The organism is Rheinheimera sp. (assembly GCF_037442525.1).
Taxonomy (GTDB): Bacteria; Pseudomonadota; Gammaproteobacteria; order Enterobacterales; family Alteromonadaceae; genus Pararheinheimera.
Genome location: NZ_JBBIQD010000003.1, coordinates 234,969 through 253,062 on the forward strand (window position 1 = coordinate 234,969; position 18,094 = coordinate 253,062).

The window sequence follows — 18,094 nt, forward strand, 5'->3', positions numbered from 1 at the left end:
ACTTAGCTTCACAACTATCTCATTCAGCATAGTTGAGTTTCAATGCCAGACGGCCATTTGCTGAAAAAAGTCCGGCAGTGCAGGTTGCGTTTTGCCGGGCTTTTCCTGATCATCGAAGCAATTTCTCTGAAGAAGGATCGAATGATGAGTGATACCCTGCTTGCGTCCATTGCCGGTTTGCCGGAGTTTTTCAGCTTTTTCCTGTTGGCTGTGGTGTTGGTGCTGGTGTTCTGCCGTCTCTACACCTGGGTCACCCCCCATGACGAGCTGGCGCTGATTAAAGAAAACAATGTGGCTGCAGCCGTCGCTTTCGCCGGTGCCTTAGTTGGTTTTGCCCTGCCACTGTCCAGCGCCATCACCCATTCGCTGTCGCTGGCTGATTGCGCTATCTGGGGCGCCATTGCCCTGGTGGTGCAGGTGCTGACCTTTGCTGTGGTGCGCTTTGCGCTGAAACAACTGCCACAGCGGATCCAAAATGGCGAACTGGCAGCAGGCGTCTTTGCGGCTGGCTGTTCAGTAGCCATTGGTCTGGTGAACGCCGCCAGCATGACCTATTAAGGAGTTGCCGATGAAACAGAAACTGTTAAAACGCAGCAAAAAAGCGGCCCTGGTGATGATGGTGCCCACCGCCACCTTTTTAATGGCTGGTTGTGGGGAAGAGCCGGTGCAAAGCGCCGTGTTTGAAACCCTTGATCAGTGTGCGGCTTATTACAACCCGGAACAATGCAAGGCCGATTTGGCCCAGGCCACGGCACTGCACAGCCAGGTAGCGCCGAAGTACAGCAGCCAGCAGGCCTGTGAAGCCGACTTTGGTGCAGGCCAGTGCGAAACGCCACCGGCCACTCAGGCCCAGTCCGGCGGCGGCTTTTTTATGCCGATGATGATGGGCTTTTTGATGGGCCAGATGATGAACGGCGGCAACAGACTGAAACAGCCGGTGCAGCCTCAGCCTTTGTATAAATCCCGTGATGACCAGGGGACCTTCCGCACGGCCAGCAATACCCCTGTTGCCAAAAGCACCGGCAGCACCTATATCCGGCCTTCCGCCGTGCAAGCCAAACCTGCAGGTTTAGTCAGCCGGGGTGGTTTTGGTGCTCAGGCGCAGCAACGCCAGCAAAGCAGCAGTAGCTACGGTGGTTAATCCCGGATGAAGAAAATTGCCTGCACAGAGCGCCCGGGCTGGCGCTCTTACGCTGAATCTGTTGGTTTTAATTTTCATACCTTTGACGGCGAGCCCTATTGGGATGAATGCGCCTATTACCAGTTCAGCCTGGACCAGATTGAAAACGACCTGGAAGCGCCGACCGAAGAGTTGCATCAAATGGCCCTGGCGCTGGTTGCGGACATCATTCAAGACGAACAAAAGCTGACGCAGCTTGCGATACCCCAGCCTTTCTGGGACACAGTGCGTCAGTCCTGGCAAAGCCAGCAGCCATCGCTTTATGGCCGGATGGATTTGGTCTACGACGGTACAGGCCCGGCCAAATTGCTGGAACTGAATTACGACACCCCAACCTCCTTGTTTGAAACCGGTTTTTTCCAGTGGGTCTGGCTGGAAGATCAGTTAATGCGGGGACAGGTGCCCAAAGGGGCCGATCAGTTCAACTCACTGCAAGACCAGCTGGAAAACGCTTTTGCTTCTCTGCCGCTGGCCAACCCGCTGTATTTCGCTGCCGTAGGCAACAGCGTTGAAGACAAAGGCACAGTGCATTACCTGATGGACATTGCCCGTCAGGCTGGTCTCGACAGCCGTTTTATTGAGCTGGAACAGCTCGGAGCCGCCGGCGGTCAGCTGGTCGATCTGGACGGCTATGCTATAGGTGGGCTGTTTAAGCTCTATCCCTGGGAGTTTATGCTGCAGGAAGAGTTTGCGTCTGTGGTGCTGACCAGTCAGACCCAGTGGCTGGAACCGGCCTGGAAAATGCTGCTGTCCAATAAAGGCATTTTACCGCTGTTGTGGCAAAAATACCCGAACCACCCCAATCTGCTGGAAAGCCATTTTGAGCAAGCAGGGCAGAGCCTGGGTGCGGGCTGGGTGCGTAAACCTTTGTTCTCGCGCGAAGGGGCCAATGTCGAGCTGGTGACCACAGCGGGCGAACATATCTCAGAACCGGGGCCTTATCATGACGCGGCTTTTATCCGTCAGCGCCTGCAGCCGCTGCCTAAATTTGGCGACAGCTATACCATGATAGGCAGCTGGGTGGTTGGCAACAGTGCTGCAGGTATTGGCATTCGTGAAGATAACTCACTGATCACCAAAGACTCGTCACGCTTTTTGCCCCATATCATTCTGGATTGATCGATCAGCTGTGCCCCGGGGCACGGCTGAATTTATTTGCACAAAAAGTGGATAAAAAGTCATTTTTTAGTTAAAGTGCGCAGCATTTTCAGCCAAAGTCGTTTTTCGTTTTGCCAGAGCTTTGCTAGGCTCAGGGAGCCCTGTCGTCACAGGGTTATCAAACGAAGATACTCGTTTTTACTCAACCTGATAAGGAACAACAGAGTCCGTGCGTACCACTGAACTTGTTGATGGTTTTCGCCAGTCGGCGCCTTACGTCAATGCCCACCGCGGCAAAACCTTTGTAGTGATGCTGGGCGGCGAAGCCATAGCTCAACCCGGTTTTCGAAGCATCATCAATGATATAGCCCTGATGAACACACTGGGCATCAAGATTGTGCTGGTGTATGGCGCCAGACCGCAAATTAATACCGCCTTAGAAGAAGCCGGTTTGAATTGCGATTACCACAACAGAATTCGGGTGACCGACGATGCGTCCTTTAAAGTCATCAAGCAGGTGGCGGGCGCATTGCAGCTGGATATTACCGCCCGTCTGTCCATGAGTTTAAGCAATACCCCCATGCATAATGCCCAGATCAACGTGGTCAGCGGCAACTTTGTGATAGCGCAGCCTTTGGGGGTTGATGATGGCGTCGACTATCTGCACAGCGGCCGGGTACGCCGTATCGATGTGGCAGGTATCCGCCGTCAGCTTGACACCAACGGCATCGTGCTGATGGGGCCAATCGCGGCTTCTGTCACAGGCGAAAGTTTCAACCTGACGGCTGAAGAAATTGCCACCCAGGTAGCCATCAAACTGAAAGCCGACAAAATGATCGGCTTTAACGAAGCAGGCGGCATTATGGGCGCTGACGGAGAAATTACCGCCGAACTGATGCCCAATTACGCCGAAAAGGTCATGCTGGAGATGGAGCAGCAGGAAGGTGCCTGCACCGGAACTCTGGCCTTTTTGCATGCGGCTATTACCGCCTGCCGCTCCGGCGTGTCACGCTGTCACCTGGTCAGCTTCAGCGAAAACGGCGCCATGCTGCAGGAGCTGTTTTCACGCGACGGTATTGGCACCCAAATCGTCACCGAAGCAGCGGAACGGCTGCGTCTGGCGGCAATCAGCGATATTGGCGGTATTCTCGACTTAATAAGGCCACTGGAGCAACAGGGCCTGCTGGTACGGCGTTCCCGTGAACAACTGGAGATGGAAATTGACCAGTTTACCGTGATTGAACGTGACGGCCTGATCATCGGCTGCGCGGCCTTATACCCGTTTCCGGAAGACAATGTCGGTGAATTTGCCTGCCTGGCCGTGCATGAACATTACCGTGATGCAGACCGTGGTACCGCACTGTTGAAAAACATCATTCAAATTGCCCGTCAACGCAAATATGACCGCTTATTTGCACTGACCACCCGCAGCATTCACTGGTTTCAGGAGCAGGGTTTTGAACTGGTTGGGGTGGAAGACCTGCCAGCGAAAAAGAAACAACTCTATAACTACCAGCGTCGCTCCAAAATCCTGGCGCTGGATTTATAAGGCGTTTTGTTTCACCTGTTCCACCACAGCCCGGGCCAAAGCCCGGGCTGTGGTCCATTTACCACCCGAAACCGTCAGCACCTGCTGTTGCCAGTGCAGCTGATACTCCCGGCTGGCCCGCCCTGCGTCCTGACTTCCCCCCAATAAAGGCCGCACCCCGGCAAACTCGCGCACAATGTCGTTGCGGGTAGCGGGCTGATTAAAATAATGGTTGTACAGACTCAACAGGTAGTGCCGCTCCTGATCGCTGACGACAATCTTTTCATGCAACTGCTGCCGCACTTCGGTAGTGCCGACCAGAGTGTCGCCCTGATAAGGCAAAACAAACACCAGCCGCTGCTCGCCAGGCACCTGCAGCATATGGCCGTACCGGCTGACAGCAGGCAATACCAAATGACTGCCCCGCACCAGATCCAGTGGGGTATCCACCACCAGACCCGATTGCTCCAGCAAGGCATTGCTCCAGGGCCCGGCCACATTAATCACGACGTCAAACTGCTGCCACTGCGCCTGCCCGGCCACCACCAAAGCTCCGGCGCCACTCAGTTGCACCACAGGACTCTGGCAGTGCAGTATGGCACCGGCTTTTCTGGCCTGCTCTGCCACCCAAAGCCCCAGTTTGTAATCATCCATCTGGCCATCAAAAAACAAATACGCCCCGGTCAGCCCCTGTGGTTTTAATGCAGGAGAACAGCGCAACACCTGTTGTGGAGTCAGCCAACGGTGTCGGCCTATGCCTTTTTTGCCGGATAAAAAGTCATACAGCATCAGGCCTAGTTTTAGCTGCCAGCGAGGTCTGCTGCCGCCCTGGTAAAGCGGAAACAACAGCGGCAAACGCCGGGTCAGGCTTGGGGCTTTTTTCAGCCACCAACGCCGCTCCTGCAAAGCTTCGTGCACCAGACGAAATTCCGCCTGTTCCAGATAACGCAAGCCACCATGTAACAGCTTGGAGGACGCCTGACTGGTGGCCTGCATCAGCTCATCCCGTTCAAACAGCTGTACCTGATAACCAGCCACTGCCAGTTGCCAGGCACAGCACAAGCCATTGATCCCTCCCCCTACTACTGCCACCTTCATAACTGCACCCGCTAACCAGCTGATTTAGTTATCAAAGCAGAGCCCGGCGCAGTTGTCGAATAAAGCGACATCTTGACTTTGCACCTCACTGGAGTAGTGTCAGTCATAGCGGGAGCAACGGAGGCACAGCAATGAAGGGTGGCACAGCAAAAAATCTGGTCCAACTGATTGTGCTTTTTGCCTCTGCAACCGCTGTGGCAGCCCCTTTACGTCTGTATACCGAAGAGTTTTTCCCTTACAACTACAGCCTGCGCAATGAAGTCATGGGTATTAATGCCGACTTGCTGAAACAAGCCTGTCAGACCGCCAATCTGGAATGCCGTTTTCAGTCGCTGCCCTGGTTAAGGGCTTATGAACTGGCGCAGCACCACGAAAGCTCAGGCGTGTTTTCCATAGTCCGCACCGCCAAACGTGAACGCCAGTTTCATTGGGTGGGCCCACTGGCGTCCTCCAACACCTATCTGTACCGGTTAAAAAGCCGACCCGAAGTGGCTCCGGCGGATCTGGAACAGGCCAAGGCTTTTGGTGTGGCCGTCACCCATGGCGATTTTTTTGAACAATACCTGCTCAGCCAGGGCTTTAAGCAGGACAAAAACCTGCTGCTGGTGCAAAGCAGGCTTGATGCGGTACCGCTGTTTCTGGCCGGAAAACTGGATTTACTGATTAGCTCCGATCAGGTGATAGACGGCTGGCTGCGGCCTTATGGCAAAAGCCGTGCTGATGTCGAACCTGTACTGGATATCTCCTATGTGGGGCAAAACTATCTGGCGCTGAACCTGGATGTACCGGCCAAAAAAGTCAAAGCGCTGCAACAGGCGGTTGACCAGTTGCGCGCAGAAGGTTTGGTGGAACAACTGTTTCAGCAGTACAAACAGGAAAAAGCACCAGCGCATTAGGCAGATCCGCAGTTCAACTGCGGATCTGGCCATCCCCCAGCACCAGGTATTTCTCCGTGGTGAGCGCTTCCAGCCCCATAGGGCCGTAGGCATGCAGTTTGGAGGTGGAGATGCCAATCTCGGCCCCTAGGCCCAATTCTCCGCCGTCACTGAAACGGGATGAGGCGTTTACCATCACCACAGCACTGTTGATATCACGGATAAAGCGCTGTGCTGTGCTGTAATCCTGAGTGCAGATCACCTCGGTATGGCCTGAGCTGTGGCGCTGAATATGAGCAATGGCCGCGGCATAATCCGGCACTGTTTTGACCGACAACGCCAGACGCAGGTACTCAGTGTCATACTGGGTTTCATCAGCCAGGGTTGCGCCACTGAAGAAAGCCAGGCTTTGTGCACAGGCAAACACCTCCACCTGCTGCGCTGCCAGTGCGGCCGCCGCTTTGGGCAAAAAGTGACCGGCAATCTGCTGATGCACCAGCAAGGTTTCCAGCGCATTGCAAACCCCGGGCCTTTGGGTTTTGCCGTTCAGCAGCAACGCCATGGCTTTGTCCAGATCGGCGTCTTTATCGACATACAAATGGCAAACACCTTTGTAGTGCTGAATGACCGGAATTTTGCTGTGGTCACTGACAAAATGGATCAGGCCTTCGCCACCACGCGGGATCACCAAATCGATGTACTGCTTTTGCTGCAACAGCTGCAGCAATAACCCGCGGTCCGGGTCCGGTACAACAGAAACAGCCGCTGGGTGAATGCCCTGCTGCTGCAAAGCCTGCTGCATCACAGCCGCTATCGCCAGGCTGGACTGCAAGGCCTCGCGGCCACCCCGCAAAATCACCGCGTTACCGGACTTTAAACACAAAGCGCCAGCATCGGCCGTGACATTGGGGCGCGCTTCATAAATCATCGCAATGACGCCCAGCGGAATACGCATACGGCCCACCTGAATGCCATTGGGCCTGCTGGTTAAATCACGGATTTTACCCACAGGATCAGGCAACGCCGCCACCTGGCGCACCGCAGCGGCCAGATTCAGTAAGCGCTCCGGCGTCAGCAGCAAGCGGTCCAGCATGGCGTCACTCAGGCCTTTGCCGCGGCCCGCCGCCATATCCAAAGCATTGGCCGCCAGAATAGGTTGTTGCTGCGTTTCTATCCCCTGCGCTATCGCTTCCAGCGCGGCATTTTTTTTCGCTTCAGACAGTTGCGCCAGCTGCAGCGAAGCGGCTTTGGCCTGCTGACAAAACTCCACTACAGAAAAACTCATGACGTTGCCTCCAGCAGGGCTAAATCGTCCCGGTGCACCGCCACTTCACTGGGGCAATACCCCAGCACCTGGGCAATGCTCTGGCTATGCACCCCTTTAATTTTGCCAAGCTCAGCGGTGTTGTACTGGCTGATGCCTTTGGCCAGCTTCTGGCCCGCGCTGTCACATAACCAAATGGCATCGCCTTTTTCAAAATCGCCACTGACCGCCGTAATGCCTTTGGGCAACAAGGACGCGCCCCGCTCCAGCACCGCTTTGGCGGCGCCTTCATCCAGTTGCACTTCGCCATAGGTTTTCAGGCTATGCAGCAACCAGTGTTTTTTCGCGCTGACGCGGGATAACTGCTTATGAAACAGGGTGCCGGGGTTTTGCCCTGCCAGCAGGCTGGCAAAACTGCTGGCTTTCTGACCATTGATAATTAAGGTGTCTATGCCCAGACTGGTGGCCTTTTGCGCCGCCTGCAACTTGGTGACCATGCCGCCTGTGCCAATCTGATGATGGCTGCCGCCGGCCATGGCATAAATGTCGCTGCTTAGCTGATGCACATCCGCCAGCAAGCTGGCCGCCGGGTTGGTTCTTGGGTTGGCGGTATAGAGGCCGTCCACGTCGGAACAAATCACCAGCACGTCAGCATCCACCACGCTGGCCACCAATGCGGCCAGATTGTCGTTGTCGCCCACTTTCAGCTCGGCGGTGGCCACAGTGTCGTTTTCGTTCACTATCGGCAGCACGCCGTGGTCCAGCAAGGTACGCAGTGTGTTATGCACATTCAGGTACCGGCGCCTGTCCGACAGATCGTCGTGGGTCAGCAAAATCTGCGCGCAATCAAAGTCAAACAGATTGCGCCAGCTTTGCATCATGCGGGTTTGCCCCACAGCAGCCATCGCCTGTTTGACGTTAATCGGCAAGGGGTGATGCGGGAATGGGATAGCAGCCCGGCCTGCAGCCACGCTTCCCGAAGACACCAACACCACCTCAACCCCTTGCTGGCGGCATTCGCTGATAAAATTCGCGATGGCCAGCAGGTAGCGGGTTGAACATCCTTTTGCTTCCGGTGCTATCAGCGCACTGCCGACCTTCAGCACCAGACGCCGCCATAACAACGCCATAACAGGCTTACTCCTTTGGTTAAAATTCACCCCGAGCATACTGGTTTGGACGTATAAATGTCTAGCCGACGTCAGGCTGATTTTAACCAGCTGTCGCAACAGCGCTGAAATTCAGCAGCAATTCAGGCAGTTGCCATAGACTGGTTACAAAGGCGTGTTAGTCTGCGCCGCGAAATAACGCAAGGAGAACGGAATGAATTCAACAAGGTTAGGTGTGATGGCGCTGTGCAGCGCTTTGGTGCTGACAGGTTGTGCTGTAGCGCCGCAAAACCAGAATACCGCCAAAGGTGCCGCCATTGGTGCCGGTGTAGGGGCGGTATTGGGCAAAGCGACTGGTAACCATAAAAACAAGCGACTGGCCATTGGCGCCGCTATTGGTGCGCTGGCTGGGGCCGCCGTCGGCCGTTATATGGATAACCAGGAAATGGCGCTGCGTGATCAGCTGTCCGGTACAGGTGTGAAAGTTCACCGCGATGGCAACATTCTACGGCTGGAGATCCCGTCGCAAATTACCTTTCAGGTCAACCGCTCCGATATTCAGCCGCAGTTATACCCTGTGCTGAATGACGTGGCCAAAGTGCTGGGTGAATACGACAAAACCCTGCTGGTGATCAGCGGTCATACCGACGACACCGGTCCTTATGACTACAATATGCAGCTGTCGGCCAAAAGGGCCGACAGCGTCAAACAGTACCTGATGGCGCAAGGCTTAAACCCAATCCGGCTGGAAACCCAGGGTCTGGGCCCAAGCTACCCGGCCGTACCGAACACCTCTGAAGCCAACCGCGCCATGAACCGCCGGGTGGAAATTCATATCGAGCCCGTGACGCAATAACTTTGCCTGCGTTGGGTTCTGATTTATGCTGCGCCAGTGTTTTTTCACTGGCGTAGTTGTTTATGGCGTGGTTATGGCTGGTCACTCTGGTTTGGGCCTTTAGTTTTTCCTTAATTGGCGAGTTTCTGGCCGCAACTGTGGACCCTTATCTGGCCGTCAGTAGCCGGATGTTGCTGGCGCTGCTGCTATTTTTGCCTTTGCTGCTGAAATACCGCACGCCTTTTGCACTTGCCTGCAAGTTGGCGGCTATTGGTGCTGTTCAGCTAGGCATTATGTACCTGCTGCTGTACCACAGCTTTTTATACCTGTCGGTAGCCGAAGTGCTGCTGTTTACCATTCTGACCCCTGTGTATATTTCGGTGCTGGACTATTACTGGCGTTACCGCCGCCTGCACTGGCGCTGGCTGGGACCAGCCTTGCTGGCCGTATTGGGTGCGCTGGTGATTCGTTATCAGCAACTCAGCGCTGAATTCTGGTGGGGCTTGTTGCTTATTCAGGCGGCCAACTTCTGTTTTGCTGTGGGCCAGGTGGCGTATCGCCAGCTGGATTTAGGCGGCGCCAAACAACAGGTTCGTCATTACGGCTGGTTTTTTGCCGGTGCCGCCGCCGTCAGTGGTAGTGCATCCCTGCTGTTTGCCAACTGGCAGCGCCTGCCCGACACCCCGCTGGAATACGGCATTTTGCTCTGGTTGGGTTTAGTCGCTTCCGGTCTGGGCTACCTGATCTGGAGCATCGCCTCGCGCCAGGTCAGCGCCAACCAGCTGGCGGTGATGAATAACCTGCTGATCCCAGCGGGACTGCTGGTCAACTTTATCTTCTGGCAACATCAGGTGAATTGGTGGACCCTAGGCCTGGGTTCAGCGCTGATTTTGTTAAGTCTGGTTTGGGCGGGCAGGCAAAAGGCCAGCTGAACTGCAACGTCAATTCCCATATGAACGGCATGCAGAGCTCTCAAAAAAACTGGACAAATTTCAGGATATGATTGATTTTAGGGAAATAATCACCCTAAATGCGTGTTATGACGCAATAAACAGCCAAAAGGAGCAGGCATGAAAAACCTTCACGAACAGCCAGTACTGACGCTGGGAAAATCGCCCCTTATTGCCGGTGTTTGTGCTGGCTTAGCAGACTACTATGGCTGGTCTAAAAATGCCGTACGTGTCGCCTTCCTTATCAGCAGTTTTTTCTTTGCTATCGCGCTGATAGCTTATGTTGTGTTGTGGCTGCTGTTACCTAAGTACCCATCTACCCAGGCCATGGCCCGTCATTTACGACGTAAAGCTGCACAGCGCAGAGCTGTGGGCAGTTAAACATCCGCTCTCCGAAAACCAGCCAAAAGCCATCAATCCAGCCCAAAAACAAAGGGCAGCCCAGTGGCTGCCCTTCTGCAATGCACTCAGGTCGTTTTACTTCAGGCCAAACTCACGCAATACAAAGTTGGGCAGCGCCATCGCCGCCTGGTGAATAGCGGCGTTGTAGTATTCAGTGTTAAATGTTGCCTGTTGTGCCGCCTCAAGCCGGAAGCCTTCAAACTGGGCGTCTTTGCGTGCCAGGGTGCAGGTCCACCAGCCAGATGGGTACACCATCTGTGGGAACTGCAGGGTTTGCAGTGCGGCGAAACCGGCGTCACTCATGGCTTCGCGCATGGCTTTTAACAGCGGCATATGGATCAGTGGCGATTCGCTTTGTTGCACCAGAATACCGCCTGGTTTTAACGCTTTCAGGCAACTTTCATAAAAGGCGCGGTTAAACAGGCCTTCGCCCGGCCCTATAGGGTCGGTGGAATCCACAATCACGACGTCCAGCGACTCTGGCGCCGCGTCACGCATAAAAGCGATACCGTCGGCAAATTGTAAGGTGGCACGTGGGTCGTTATTGGACGCACAGAGCTCCGGGAAGTATTTTTCCGCCATCCGGGTGACCTGCTCGTCAATATCAATCTGGGTCACCTGGGCTATAGGGTGTTTTAATACCTCACGCAGCGTGCCGCAGTCGCCGCCACCAATAATCACCACCTGTTGTGGGTTCGGGTGGGTGAATAACACCGGATGGCTCAGCATTTCGTGGTACAGGAAGTTGTCGCGGCTGCTCAGCATAATGACGCCGTCAATCACCATCATATTGCCAAACTGGGTGGTTTCGAATAGTTCAATGTGCTGGAAAGGGGAGCGCACCTCGTCCAGTTTTTTGGTAATTTCCAGACCAAAAACACTGCCGCTGGCGGCAAAAACTTCGGTAAACCACTGATCAGTTTTCAACATAAAGCACCCCTCCTGAAAAACGAAGCGCAACATTTTGCCAGCGCAGGCCGGCATAAACAAATTTTTCATGTTTTTTTCGCCGCATTGGTTTTAAAATACCGCATCTTTTTTATCAGGGCATGACAATGGCAGATTGGGGTATTGAAAAGGCACGTTCTATTTATAACGTCGCGGTCTGGAGCGAAGGCTATTTTGATGTGAACAACAAAGGCGATCTGGTGGCTTATCCGGATCAGGATCACAACAAACCTGGCATCAGCATGCCAGAGCTGACCGCACGTTTTAAAGAAGAAGGCTTAACCCTGCCGGTGTTGGTACGTTTTACCGACATTCTGCAGCACCGCGTAGGCACCCTGATCAGCTCCTTTATGCAGGCCAAAGCCGAAAAGGATTATCAGGGCGAATACACCGCCGTGTACCCAATCAAAGTGAACCAGCAGTTTTCCGTGGTGAAAAAGCTGGTCAGCCATGACAGCGGTAAAGTGGGCCTGGAGGCCGGTTCCAAACCTGAGCTGATGGCTATTTTGGGCGTCACAGACCAGCCACTGCGTATTGTCTGTAACGGCTATAAAGATTCCGAATTCCTGCGTCTGGCCACCATTGGCCAGATGATGGGCCACAGCGTCTATGTAGTGGTCGAAAAAATTACCGAGCTGAAAACCCTGCTGCGGGAAATCGACAGCCTGGGCCATGCACCTTATATCGGTATCCGCATCAAGCTGAACTCGGTCGGTAAAGGCAAATGGCAAAACACAGGCGGTGAAAAAGGCAAATTCGGCCTGACCGCCACCCAGGTGCTGCAAGCCATCGATATTCTGCGTGACGCTGGCAAGCTGGATTTGCTGAAACTGGTGCATTTCCATATCGGCTCCCAAATTGCCAATATCCGCGATATTCACAACGCCATTCGCGAATGTGCCCGCCACTACGCGGAGCTGCGTACTTTAGGTGTGCCTATTGAAACGGTCGACGTCGGTGGTGGTTTAGGGGTGGACTACGAAGGCTCGAACAGCCGTTCTGCCTGCTCGATGAACTACACCATGCTGGAATACGCCCGTAACGTGGTGTACGGCTTAAAAGAAGTCTGTGACGAATATGACCTGCCTCACCCGAATATCATCACTGAGTCGGGCCGCGCCATGACAGCGCACCACGCCGTGCTGGTGACAGACGCCATTGACATCGAACGGGCACCCGGCCTGGTCAAGCTGCCAGAGCCAAGCGAAGATTCACCGGCGGTGATTTGGGGTCTGTGGGATTCGTACAAAAACGTCACGCCACGTTCAGCGGTAGAAGCCTACCACGACGCGGTGCATTTCTTTACCGATGCGCACGCCCAGTACGTACACGGCCTGCTGACGCTGCAGGATTGGTCACTGCTGGAACAGATTTATTTCGCCACTTTAAACAAGGTGAAAAACATGCTCGACCTGTCGTCGCGTTCACACCGGGATATTCACGACGAGCTGAACGAGAAACTGGCCGACAAGCTGTTTGTTAATTTCTCCTTGTTCCAGTCGATGCCGGATGCCTGGGGTATTGACCAGCTGTTCCCGGTGATGCCGCTGGAACGCATGAACGAAAGCCTGGAACACCGCGCCATTATTCAGGACATTACCTGTGACTCGGACGGTGCGCTGAAAAGCTATGCCGACGGCAACGGCATTGAATCCACCCTGCCACTGCCGTCGTACAAAGAAGATGAGCAGTTCCTGCTGGGGATGTTTATGGTGGGGGCGTACCAGGAAATTCTGGGCGATTTGCACAACCTGTTTGGTGACACCGACTCTGTGCATGTCGAGCTGGACGAATCCGGCGGTTACCGCCTGACCAACCCGATCAAAGGCGACACTGTGGCCGACGTCCTGCGTTATGTGCAGTTCGACGCCAAGAAGCTGATTGCCTCGTACCAGAAACAGCTGGCCAAAATAGATGTGACTCCGGAGCAGCAAAGCCTGTTACTGGAAGAGCTGAAATCCGGCGTTTATGGTTACACCTACTTCGAAGATTAAGTTAAACTAGCCACTGATCGGATCAGTTACGGGGGTCAGAGTACTACTCTGACCCCAGCTTCAGATGGTGGTGTTATGTTGCATTTTTTACCTTCGCCCGTGCGCGGCTCTTTGTCTTTCCTGCTGTATCTGCTCAATACTTTATTCTGGTTTGTACCTGTCACGGCACTGGCTTTATTAAAGTTGCCGCCGGTAAAAATTTGGCGCATCTGGATCACCCATTTACTGGATTTCTGTGCCAGCTCCTGGATCAGCCTGAATAACCTGACCACCCGGGTCTTTACCCGCATTCGTTGGGACGTCAGAGGCCTGGAGACGTTAAGCCTGAAAGACTGGTATCTGGTCGTCGCCAACCATCAGAGCTGGGTCGATATTCTGGTGCTACAGAAAATATTTAACCGCAAAATTCCTTTTCTGAAGTTCTTTCTGAAAAAAGAGCTGATTTATGTGCCTTTACTTGGCACCTGCTGGTGGGCACTGGATTTTCCTTTTATGAAACGCTTTACCGCCAAACAGCTGGCGGCCAATCCGGCACTGAAAGGCAAAGATATTGAAACCACCCGCAAGGCCTGTGAAAAATTCCGCTACAAACCGGTGTCTGTGATGAATTTCCTCGAAGGCACCCGTTTCACCACACACAAACATGACAAACAACAATCGCCTTTTGCCCACCTGCTGAAACCCAAAGCCGGCGGCATTTCTTTTGTGCTGAATGCGATGGGCGAACACCTGCATAAACTGCTGGATGTCACCATTTATTACCCGAAACACAACCCCAGTTTCTGGGATTACATTTCAGGCAAGGTGCAGGACATTAAGGTGCGGGTGCGGGTGTTGCCGATAGAGCAGCACCTGATTGGCGACTACGAAGATCCACAGTTCAGGCAAAAATTCCAACACTGGGTTAACCAGTTGTGGTTAGATAAAGACCGGACGTTAACAGAATTGGCGCATGGGGAAAAAGGCTGATGTTGGTGTGGTTACCTGCGGTTCTGAAAGCGCCACTGGCGTTTATTTGTTTTAGCCTGAATCTGGCGTTATGGGGTGCCCTGGTCACACTGACAGGTATTGGCAAGCTGCTCTCCCCTACCGCCACACTGCGGGCCTGGTGGTCTGCGCCGGCCCACCGCTTTTACCGTGGCTGGTCACGCGGCAATAAATGGCTGATGGAGCTGTTTAATCCGGTGCAGTGGCAAGTGAGCGGTGCTGAAACACTGAACCAGAACACCTGGTACTTACTGATTGCCAACCACAAAAGCTGGATGGATATTCCGGTGTTAAGCCAGTTTGCGCTGGACCGCATTCCTGAACCCAAGTTTTTCCTCAAGGAAGAGCTGAAATGGGTGCCTTTTATCGGCTCCGGCAGCTGGGCTTTGGATATGCCCTTTATGAAACGCTACAGTCAGGCGCAAATTCACAAAAACCCGGCACTGAAGGGCAAAGACATTGAAACCACCCGTCAGTCCTGCGAAAAGTTTAAACACCAGCCCACCACTATTATTAACTTTGTCGAAGGTACCCGCTTTACGCCAGCCAAACACAAGGCCAAACGCAGCCCCTTCACCTATTTATTGCCCCCCAAAGCCGGTGGTATTGCCTTTACGCTGGCCGCTATGGGTTCCCAGTTTGATGCAGTGCTGGATGTGACAATTCTCTATCCGGACAACCCAGGCCATGTGATGCTGGATATGCTCTGTGGCCGGCTAAAGCGGGTGGTGGTGCAGGTGCAGGTACTGGCCGTGGACGAGCAGATCATCGGCGATTACTTTAACGATGAGCAGTTCAGAGTCCGCTTTCAGAACTGGCTGAATCAACGCTGGCTGGACAAAGACCGGCAAATCAGCCGGTACCAAAACGCGGCTTCGGCTGCGGAGCAAAACGCCTTATGTTAGATACCTGGTTTATGCAGGCGGCGCAGGCCGCAGGCTTGGACTGGCCTGTCTCCCATCCGGCATTTTTGTTTGTCCGGCTGCTGCTGGCTTTTATGCTGCTGGCCGCTTTATTTACGCTGGCCCGACGTTATCTGCGGCCTTTACTGACCCATCTGCTGGACCGGCTGGATGGCAAGCTGGAGCAGGAAACCGAACGGGACAGGCGCACCTTAGCCAGCCACCTGGCCCATCTGGTACCGGCTGCCGTACTGATTAACAGTGTGGCCCCCTATTTCAGCCACTGGCCCGATTTTGTGCTGTTGCTGGATGATGCGCTGTGGGTCTACCTGTATCTGGTGGCTGGCCTGGCCTTTGCCGCCTTTATCAACTTTGTCTGCCGCATTTACGCCACGCTGTACCCGGCCAGCAATGTGCCTTACCTGGGTCTGGCTCAGGTACTGAAGCTGTTGGATGCCATCGTCATCGGCATTCTGATTTTAAGCACCCTGCTGGGTAAATCGCCTGTCTATTTGCTAAGCGGTTTAGGGGCACTGACCGCAGTTCTGCTACTGGTCTTTAAAGACACCATTCTTGGTCTGGTCGCCAGTGTGCAGCTGGCGACCAATAAAATGGTGTCTTTGGGCGACTGGATAGAAATGCCCAAATACGGTGCCGATGGTGCAGTGATCGAAGTGGCCTTAACCACAGTGAAAGTGCAAAACTGGGACAACACCATTACCACCATTCCCACTTATGCGCTGATTGCCGACTCCTTTAAAAACTGGCGCGGTATGCAACAAAGCGGTGGTCGTCGTATTAAAAGAGCGCTGAAAATTGATATTCACAGCATTGGTTTTCTGGATGAGCAGGAAAAACAGCAAATCAGCCAGCACGCCGAGCTGAGCGACTTTGTGCAAAGCGACAGCGCACAGCAGTTGCTGCAGTTGCCCCAACTGACCAATGTGCGGCTGTATCGCGCTTATGCCGAATGGCTGCTGCGCCAGCACCCGAAAATTAACCAGAATATGACCTTGATGGTACGCCAGCTGGAATCGAACGAAGTGGGCTTGCCACTGGAGATTTACTGTTTTTGTGCCGACAAAGCTTGGGTCAATTACGAGCAGGTGCAAGCCGAGCTGTTTGAGCAGCTGTTCGCCACCTTGCCCCTCTTTACCCTGAGCGCTTTCCAGCGGCTGGGGCACAAAAGCCCAGCATAAACTCAGCACCTGGCCGCGCTGATCCACCAGTTGCGTGGGGTCAGAGCGGCCGGGCAAAACCGCTGCAGCTGCACCTGATAACCCTGCTCCTGCAAATACAGCACTCTGTCGAGTACCAGATACAACTCCAGTGCAGGCGCAAAAACGGAACGGACCAATTGTTGGCGGCGCACCTGCCGTTGTCGCGCGGCACCTTCGGCCAAAAACGGCGTTACATCCAGATCGTCTGGGATGGACCAGCCATGCGCAGCGGCGGCAAAGTCGGCAAAAGCCCGAAACTCCCCACTAAACCAGTGTTTCGCCACCGAATCCAGTGGCCGGTAGTGCTGCTGTCCTGTGCAGTGCTGGTACAAGGCCTGATAACTCAGCCGCCACCAGACTTCCAGATGCCGCAGCCTGGCTATGCGTTCTCCGGCCGTACTCTGGCTCTGCACCGCCAGTTTCAGTTGTTCTTTACTCAAGGGCAGCAACTGCCCTTGCTGAGCCTGCTGCGACAAGCCCCGGTAGTCTGGTTGGGCTATTAAGTGATAACAACAAGGGATCAGATCCAACTGCTGAGTCTGCCGGGCCGCAGCCGATCTCAGCAACTGCAGATGCAAATCGCCGCAGGCATGCAATGCCACTGCATGTTGTTTGGCTTGCAGGTACTGCTGGCTGGCTGGTTGCAACACATCAGCCTGTACAAAAGTTTGAGCTAACTGCAATCGGCGGGCTTCAGCTTCGCCCTGAGCACACAGCTCAGCCTGCCATTCCAGGCTCAACACCTGGCGGCTTTTACTGCTACTTAACCAACGGCCCAAATGCCCCTTACCAGCGCACCACTCCAACAGGGGCAGTGGCAAATCCGGCAATTGCTCGACCCAGAATTCTATTTGTTGCTGTTTGCGGCCTTTGATATCACGAGCCAGCCAGAACGGCATAGCTTCAGCTGCTGGTTTTGCCTCAGTCTGGCGGGCCACTATCCAGTCAGTCACTGCGGCCAGTTGTGGAAAAAAATCAGCCAGTTGCTGGCGGCGCCATGGCTCATGCAGCTCCAGCTGATCCAATTGCGCTTCACTCAGCCTGTCCAGCCATGCCTGCAACGCAGGGTGTTGCCAGCCCGGCTCCACCTGATAAAAAGGTAAAAACCGCCAGAATGGCTGATACTGGTACAGCAGCTGGTCCAGCTGTTGCCACAAGGTACTGAACACTGACGCTCCCCTCTGCCCGAAAAGGCGCCACTATAACAACAGCCGCAAAAAAAATCTGGCTGCAGTTCGGCCTTGACTGGCAGCTCTGCGCAAAATCATGCACACTCAACCACGGATACCCCAAGGTGCGGAGAGCCCAGGTGACTGAACTTAAACGTATTATGCATGTGGAAGATGACCCCTCGATTCAGGCTGTAGCCAAAGTGGCGCTGGAGGTGGTGGGTGGTTTTACGGTGGAAACCTGCAATGGCGGTGAAGAAGCGTTGCAACGTTTTACCAGCTTCGCCCCGCAGCTGATCCTGCTGGATGTGATGATGCCCGGCATGGACGGCCCCAGTACCCTGAAGCAATTGCAGCAGGATCATGATCTGAGCACTATTCCTGTGGTCTTTATGACGGCCAAAGTGCAGGCCAGCGAAATTCAGTCCTACAAAGCCTTGGGCGCTGCCGATGTGGTGGTCAAACCTTTTGACCCCATGGCGCTATCAGACCAAATCCGCAGCATCTGGAGTGGTTTCGGCCAAAGCTGAAGAAA

At 54.2% G+C, this 18,094-nt stretch carries 18 protein-coding genes; 13 read left to right on the top strand and 5 right to left on the bottom strand.

Going from position 1 to position 18,094, the window contains the following annotated elements:
- Window positions 1-144: 144 nt before the first annotated feature.
- The 4 genes from WKJ03_RS07415 (at window position 145) to argA (ending at window position 3,827) form a co-directional block, all read left to right on the top strand.
- A complete protein-coding gene (locus WKJ03_RS07415; RefSeq protein WP_337841540.1) occupies window positions 145-558 on the top strand; it encodes a DUF350 domain-containing protein in 414 nt (137 codons plus the stop codon).
- Between the two features lie 10 nt (window positions 559-568).
- Entirely contained in the window at window positions 569-1,141 is a 573-nt protein-coding gene (locus WKJ03_RS07420; RefSeq protein ID WP_337841541.1) for a DUF1190 domain-containing protein, read from the top strand.
- Window positions 1,142-1,147: 6 nt separating this feature from the next.
- A complete protein-coding gene (locus tag WKJ03_RS07425; protein ID WP_337841542.1) occupies window positions 1,148-2,299 on the top strand; it encodes a glutathionylspermidine synthase family protein in 1,152 nt (383 codons plus the stop codon).
- Window positions 2,300-2,507: 208 nt separating this feature from the next.
- Window positions 2,508-3,827 carry an amino-acid N-acetyltransferase gene (gene argA / locus WKJ03_RS07430; protein ID WP_337841543.1) on the top strand — a complete coding sequence of 440 codons (1,320 nt, stop codon included), beginning with the start codon at window positions 2,508-2,510 and terminating at the stop codon, window positions 3,825-3,827.
- Here the strand turns inward: argA and WKJ03_RS07435 are convergent.
- Window positions 3,822-4,904, bottom strand: a complete 1,083-nt coding sequence (locus WKJ03_RS07435; RefSeq protein WP_337841544.1) for a glycerol-3-phosphate dehydrogenase/oxidase — start codon at window positions 4,902-4,904, stop codon at window positions 3,822-3,824. The genes argA and WKJ03_RS07435 overlap by 6 nt on opposite strands.
- Before the next feature lie 131 nt (window positions 4,905-5,035).
- Here WKJ03_RS07435 and WKJ03_RS07440 point away from each other — a divergent pair, with 131 nt between their 5' ends.
- The gene (locus WKJ03_RS07440; RefSeq protein ID WP_337841545.1) at window positions 5,036-5,800 is read left to right on the top strand and encodes an ABC transporter substrate-binding protein; all 765 of its coding nucleotides are present in this window, start codon (window positions 5,036-5,038) and stop codon (window positions 5,798-5,800) included.
- A gap of 13 nt (window positions 5,801-5,813) precedes the next feature.
- On the opposite strand, the gene WKJ03_RS07445 is transcribed toward WKJ03_RS07440, so the two are convergent.
- A complete protein-coding gene (locus WKJ03_RS07445) occupies window positions 5,814-7,064 on the bottom strand; it encodes a glutamate-5-semialdehyde dehydrogenase (RefSeq protein WP_337841546.1) in 1,251 nt (416 codons plus the stop codon).
- Complete coding sequence (proB, locus tag WKJ03_RS07450; protein ID WP_337841547.1) at window positions 7,061-8,173, bottom strand: glutamate 5-kinase; 1,113 nt, start codon at window positions 8,171-8,173, stop codon at window positions 7,061-7,063. The genes WKJ03_RS07445 and proB overlap by 4 nt, the downstream gene beginning before the upstream one ends.
- A gap of 193 nt (window positions 8,174-8,366) precedes the next feature.
- Here proB and WKJ03_RS07455 point away from each other — a divergent pair, with 193 nt between their 5' ends.
- The 3 genes from WKJ03_RS07455 to WKJ03_RS07465 all read left to right on the top strand — a co-directional run bounded on the left by WKJ03_RS07455 (window position 8,367) and on the right by WKJ03_RS07465 (window position 10,318).
- A complete protein-coding gene (locus tag WKJ03_RS07455; protein ID WP_337841548.1) occupies window positions 8,367-9,008 on the top strand; it encodes an OmpA family protein in 642 nt (213 codons plus the stop codon).
- 62 nt (window positions 9,009-9,070) lie between these two features.
- Complete coding sequence (locus WKJ03_RS07460) at window positions 9,071-9,919, top strand: EamA family transporter (protein WP_337841549.1); 849 nt, start codon at window positions 9,071-9,073, stop codon at window positions 9,917-9,919.
- Between the two features lie 138 nt (window positions 9,920-10,057).
- On the top strand, window positions 10,058-10,318 hold the full coding sequence (locus WKJ03_RS07465; RefSeq protein ID WP_337841550.1) for a PspC domain-containing protein: 261 nt from the start codon (window positions 10,058-10,060) through the stop codon (window positions 10,316-10,318).
- A 96-nt stretch (window positions 10,319-10,414) separates the two neighbouring features.
- Here the strand turns inward: WKJ03_RS07465 and speE are convergent, their stop codons facing one another.
- Window positions 10,415-11,269: a polyamine aminopropyltransferase gene (gene speE / locus WKJ03_RS07470; RefSeq protein ID WP_337841551.1), complete on the bottom strand. Its 855-nt coding sequence runs from the start codon at window positions 11,267-11,269 to the stop codon at window positions 10,415-10,417.
- A 125-nt stretch (window positions 11,270-11,394) separates the two neighbouring features.
- Between speE and speA the strand changes: the two genes are divergently transcribed.
- The 4 genes from speA to WKJ03_RS07490 all read left to right on the top strand — a co-directional run bounded on the left by speA (window position 11,395) and on the right by WKJ03_RS07490 (window position 16,369).
- A complete protein-coding gene (speA, locus tag WKJ03_RS07475) occupies window positions 11,395-13,281 on the top strand; it encodes a biosynthetic arginine decarboxylase (protein ID WP_337841552.1) in 1,887 nt (628 codons plus the stop codon).
- A gap of 75 nt (window positions 13,282-13,356) precedes the next feature.
- Complete coding sequence (locus WKJ03_RS07480) at window positions 13,357-14,250, top strand: acyltransferase (protein WP_337841553.1); 894 nt, start codon at window positions 13,357-13,359, stop codon at window positions 14,248-14,250.
- A complete protein-coding gene (locus WKJ03_RS07485) occupies window positions 14,250-15,173 on the top strand; it encodes an acyltransferase (protein ID WP_337841554.1) in 924 nt (307 codons plus the stop codon). Before WKJ03_RS07480 ends, WKJ03_RS07485 begins: the two co-directional genes overlap by 1 nt.
- Window positions 15,167-16,369, top strand: coding sequence for a mechanosensitive ion channel domain-containing protein (locus WKJ03_RS07490; RefSeq protein WP_337841555.1), 1,203 nt, complete (start codon window positions 15,167-15,169; stop codon window positions 16,367-16,369). Before WKJ03_RS07485 ends, WKJ03_RS07490 begins: the two co-directional genes overlap by 7 nt.
- 2 nt (window positions 16,370-16,371) lie before the next feature.
- Here WKJ03_RS07490 and WKJ03_RS07495 read toward each other — a convergent pair whose 3' ends face one another.
- A complete protein-coding gene (locus tag WKJ03_RS07495; RefSeq protein WP_337841556.1) occupies window positions 16,372-17,559 on the bottom strand; it encodes a methyltransferase in 1,188 nt (395 codons plus the stop codon).
- 140 nt (window positions 17,560-17,699) lie between these two features.
- Between WKJ03_RS07495 and WKJ03_RS07500 the strand changes: the two genes are divergently transcribed.
- Entirely contained in the window at window positions 17,700-18,089 is a 390-nt protein-coding gene (locus WKJ03_RS07500; protein ID WP_337841557.1) for a response regulator, read from the top strand.
- Window positions 18,090-18,094: the final 5 nt, after the last annotated feature.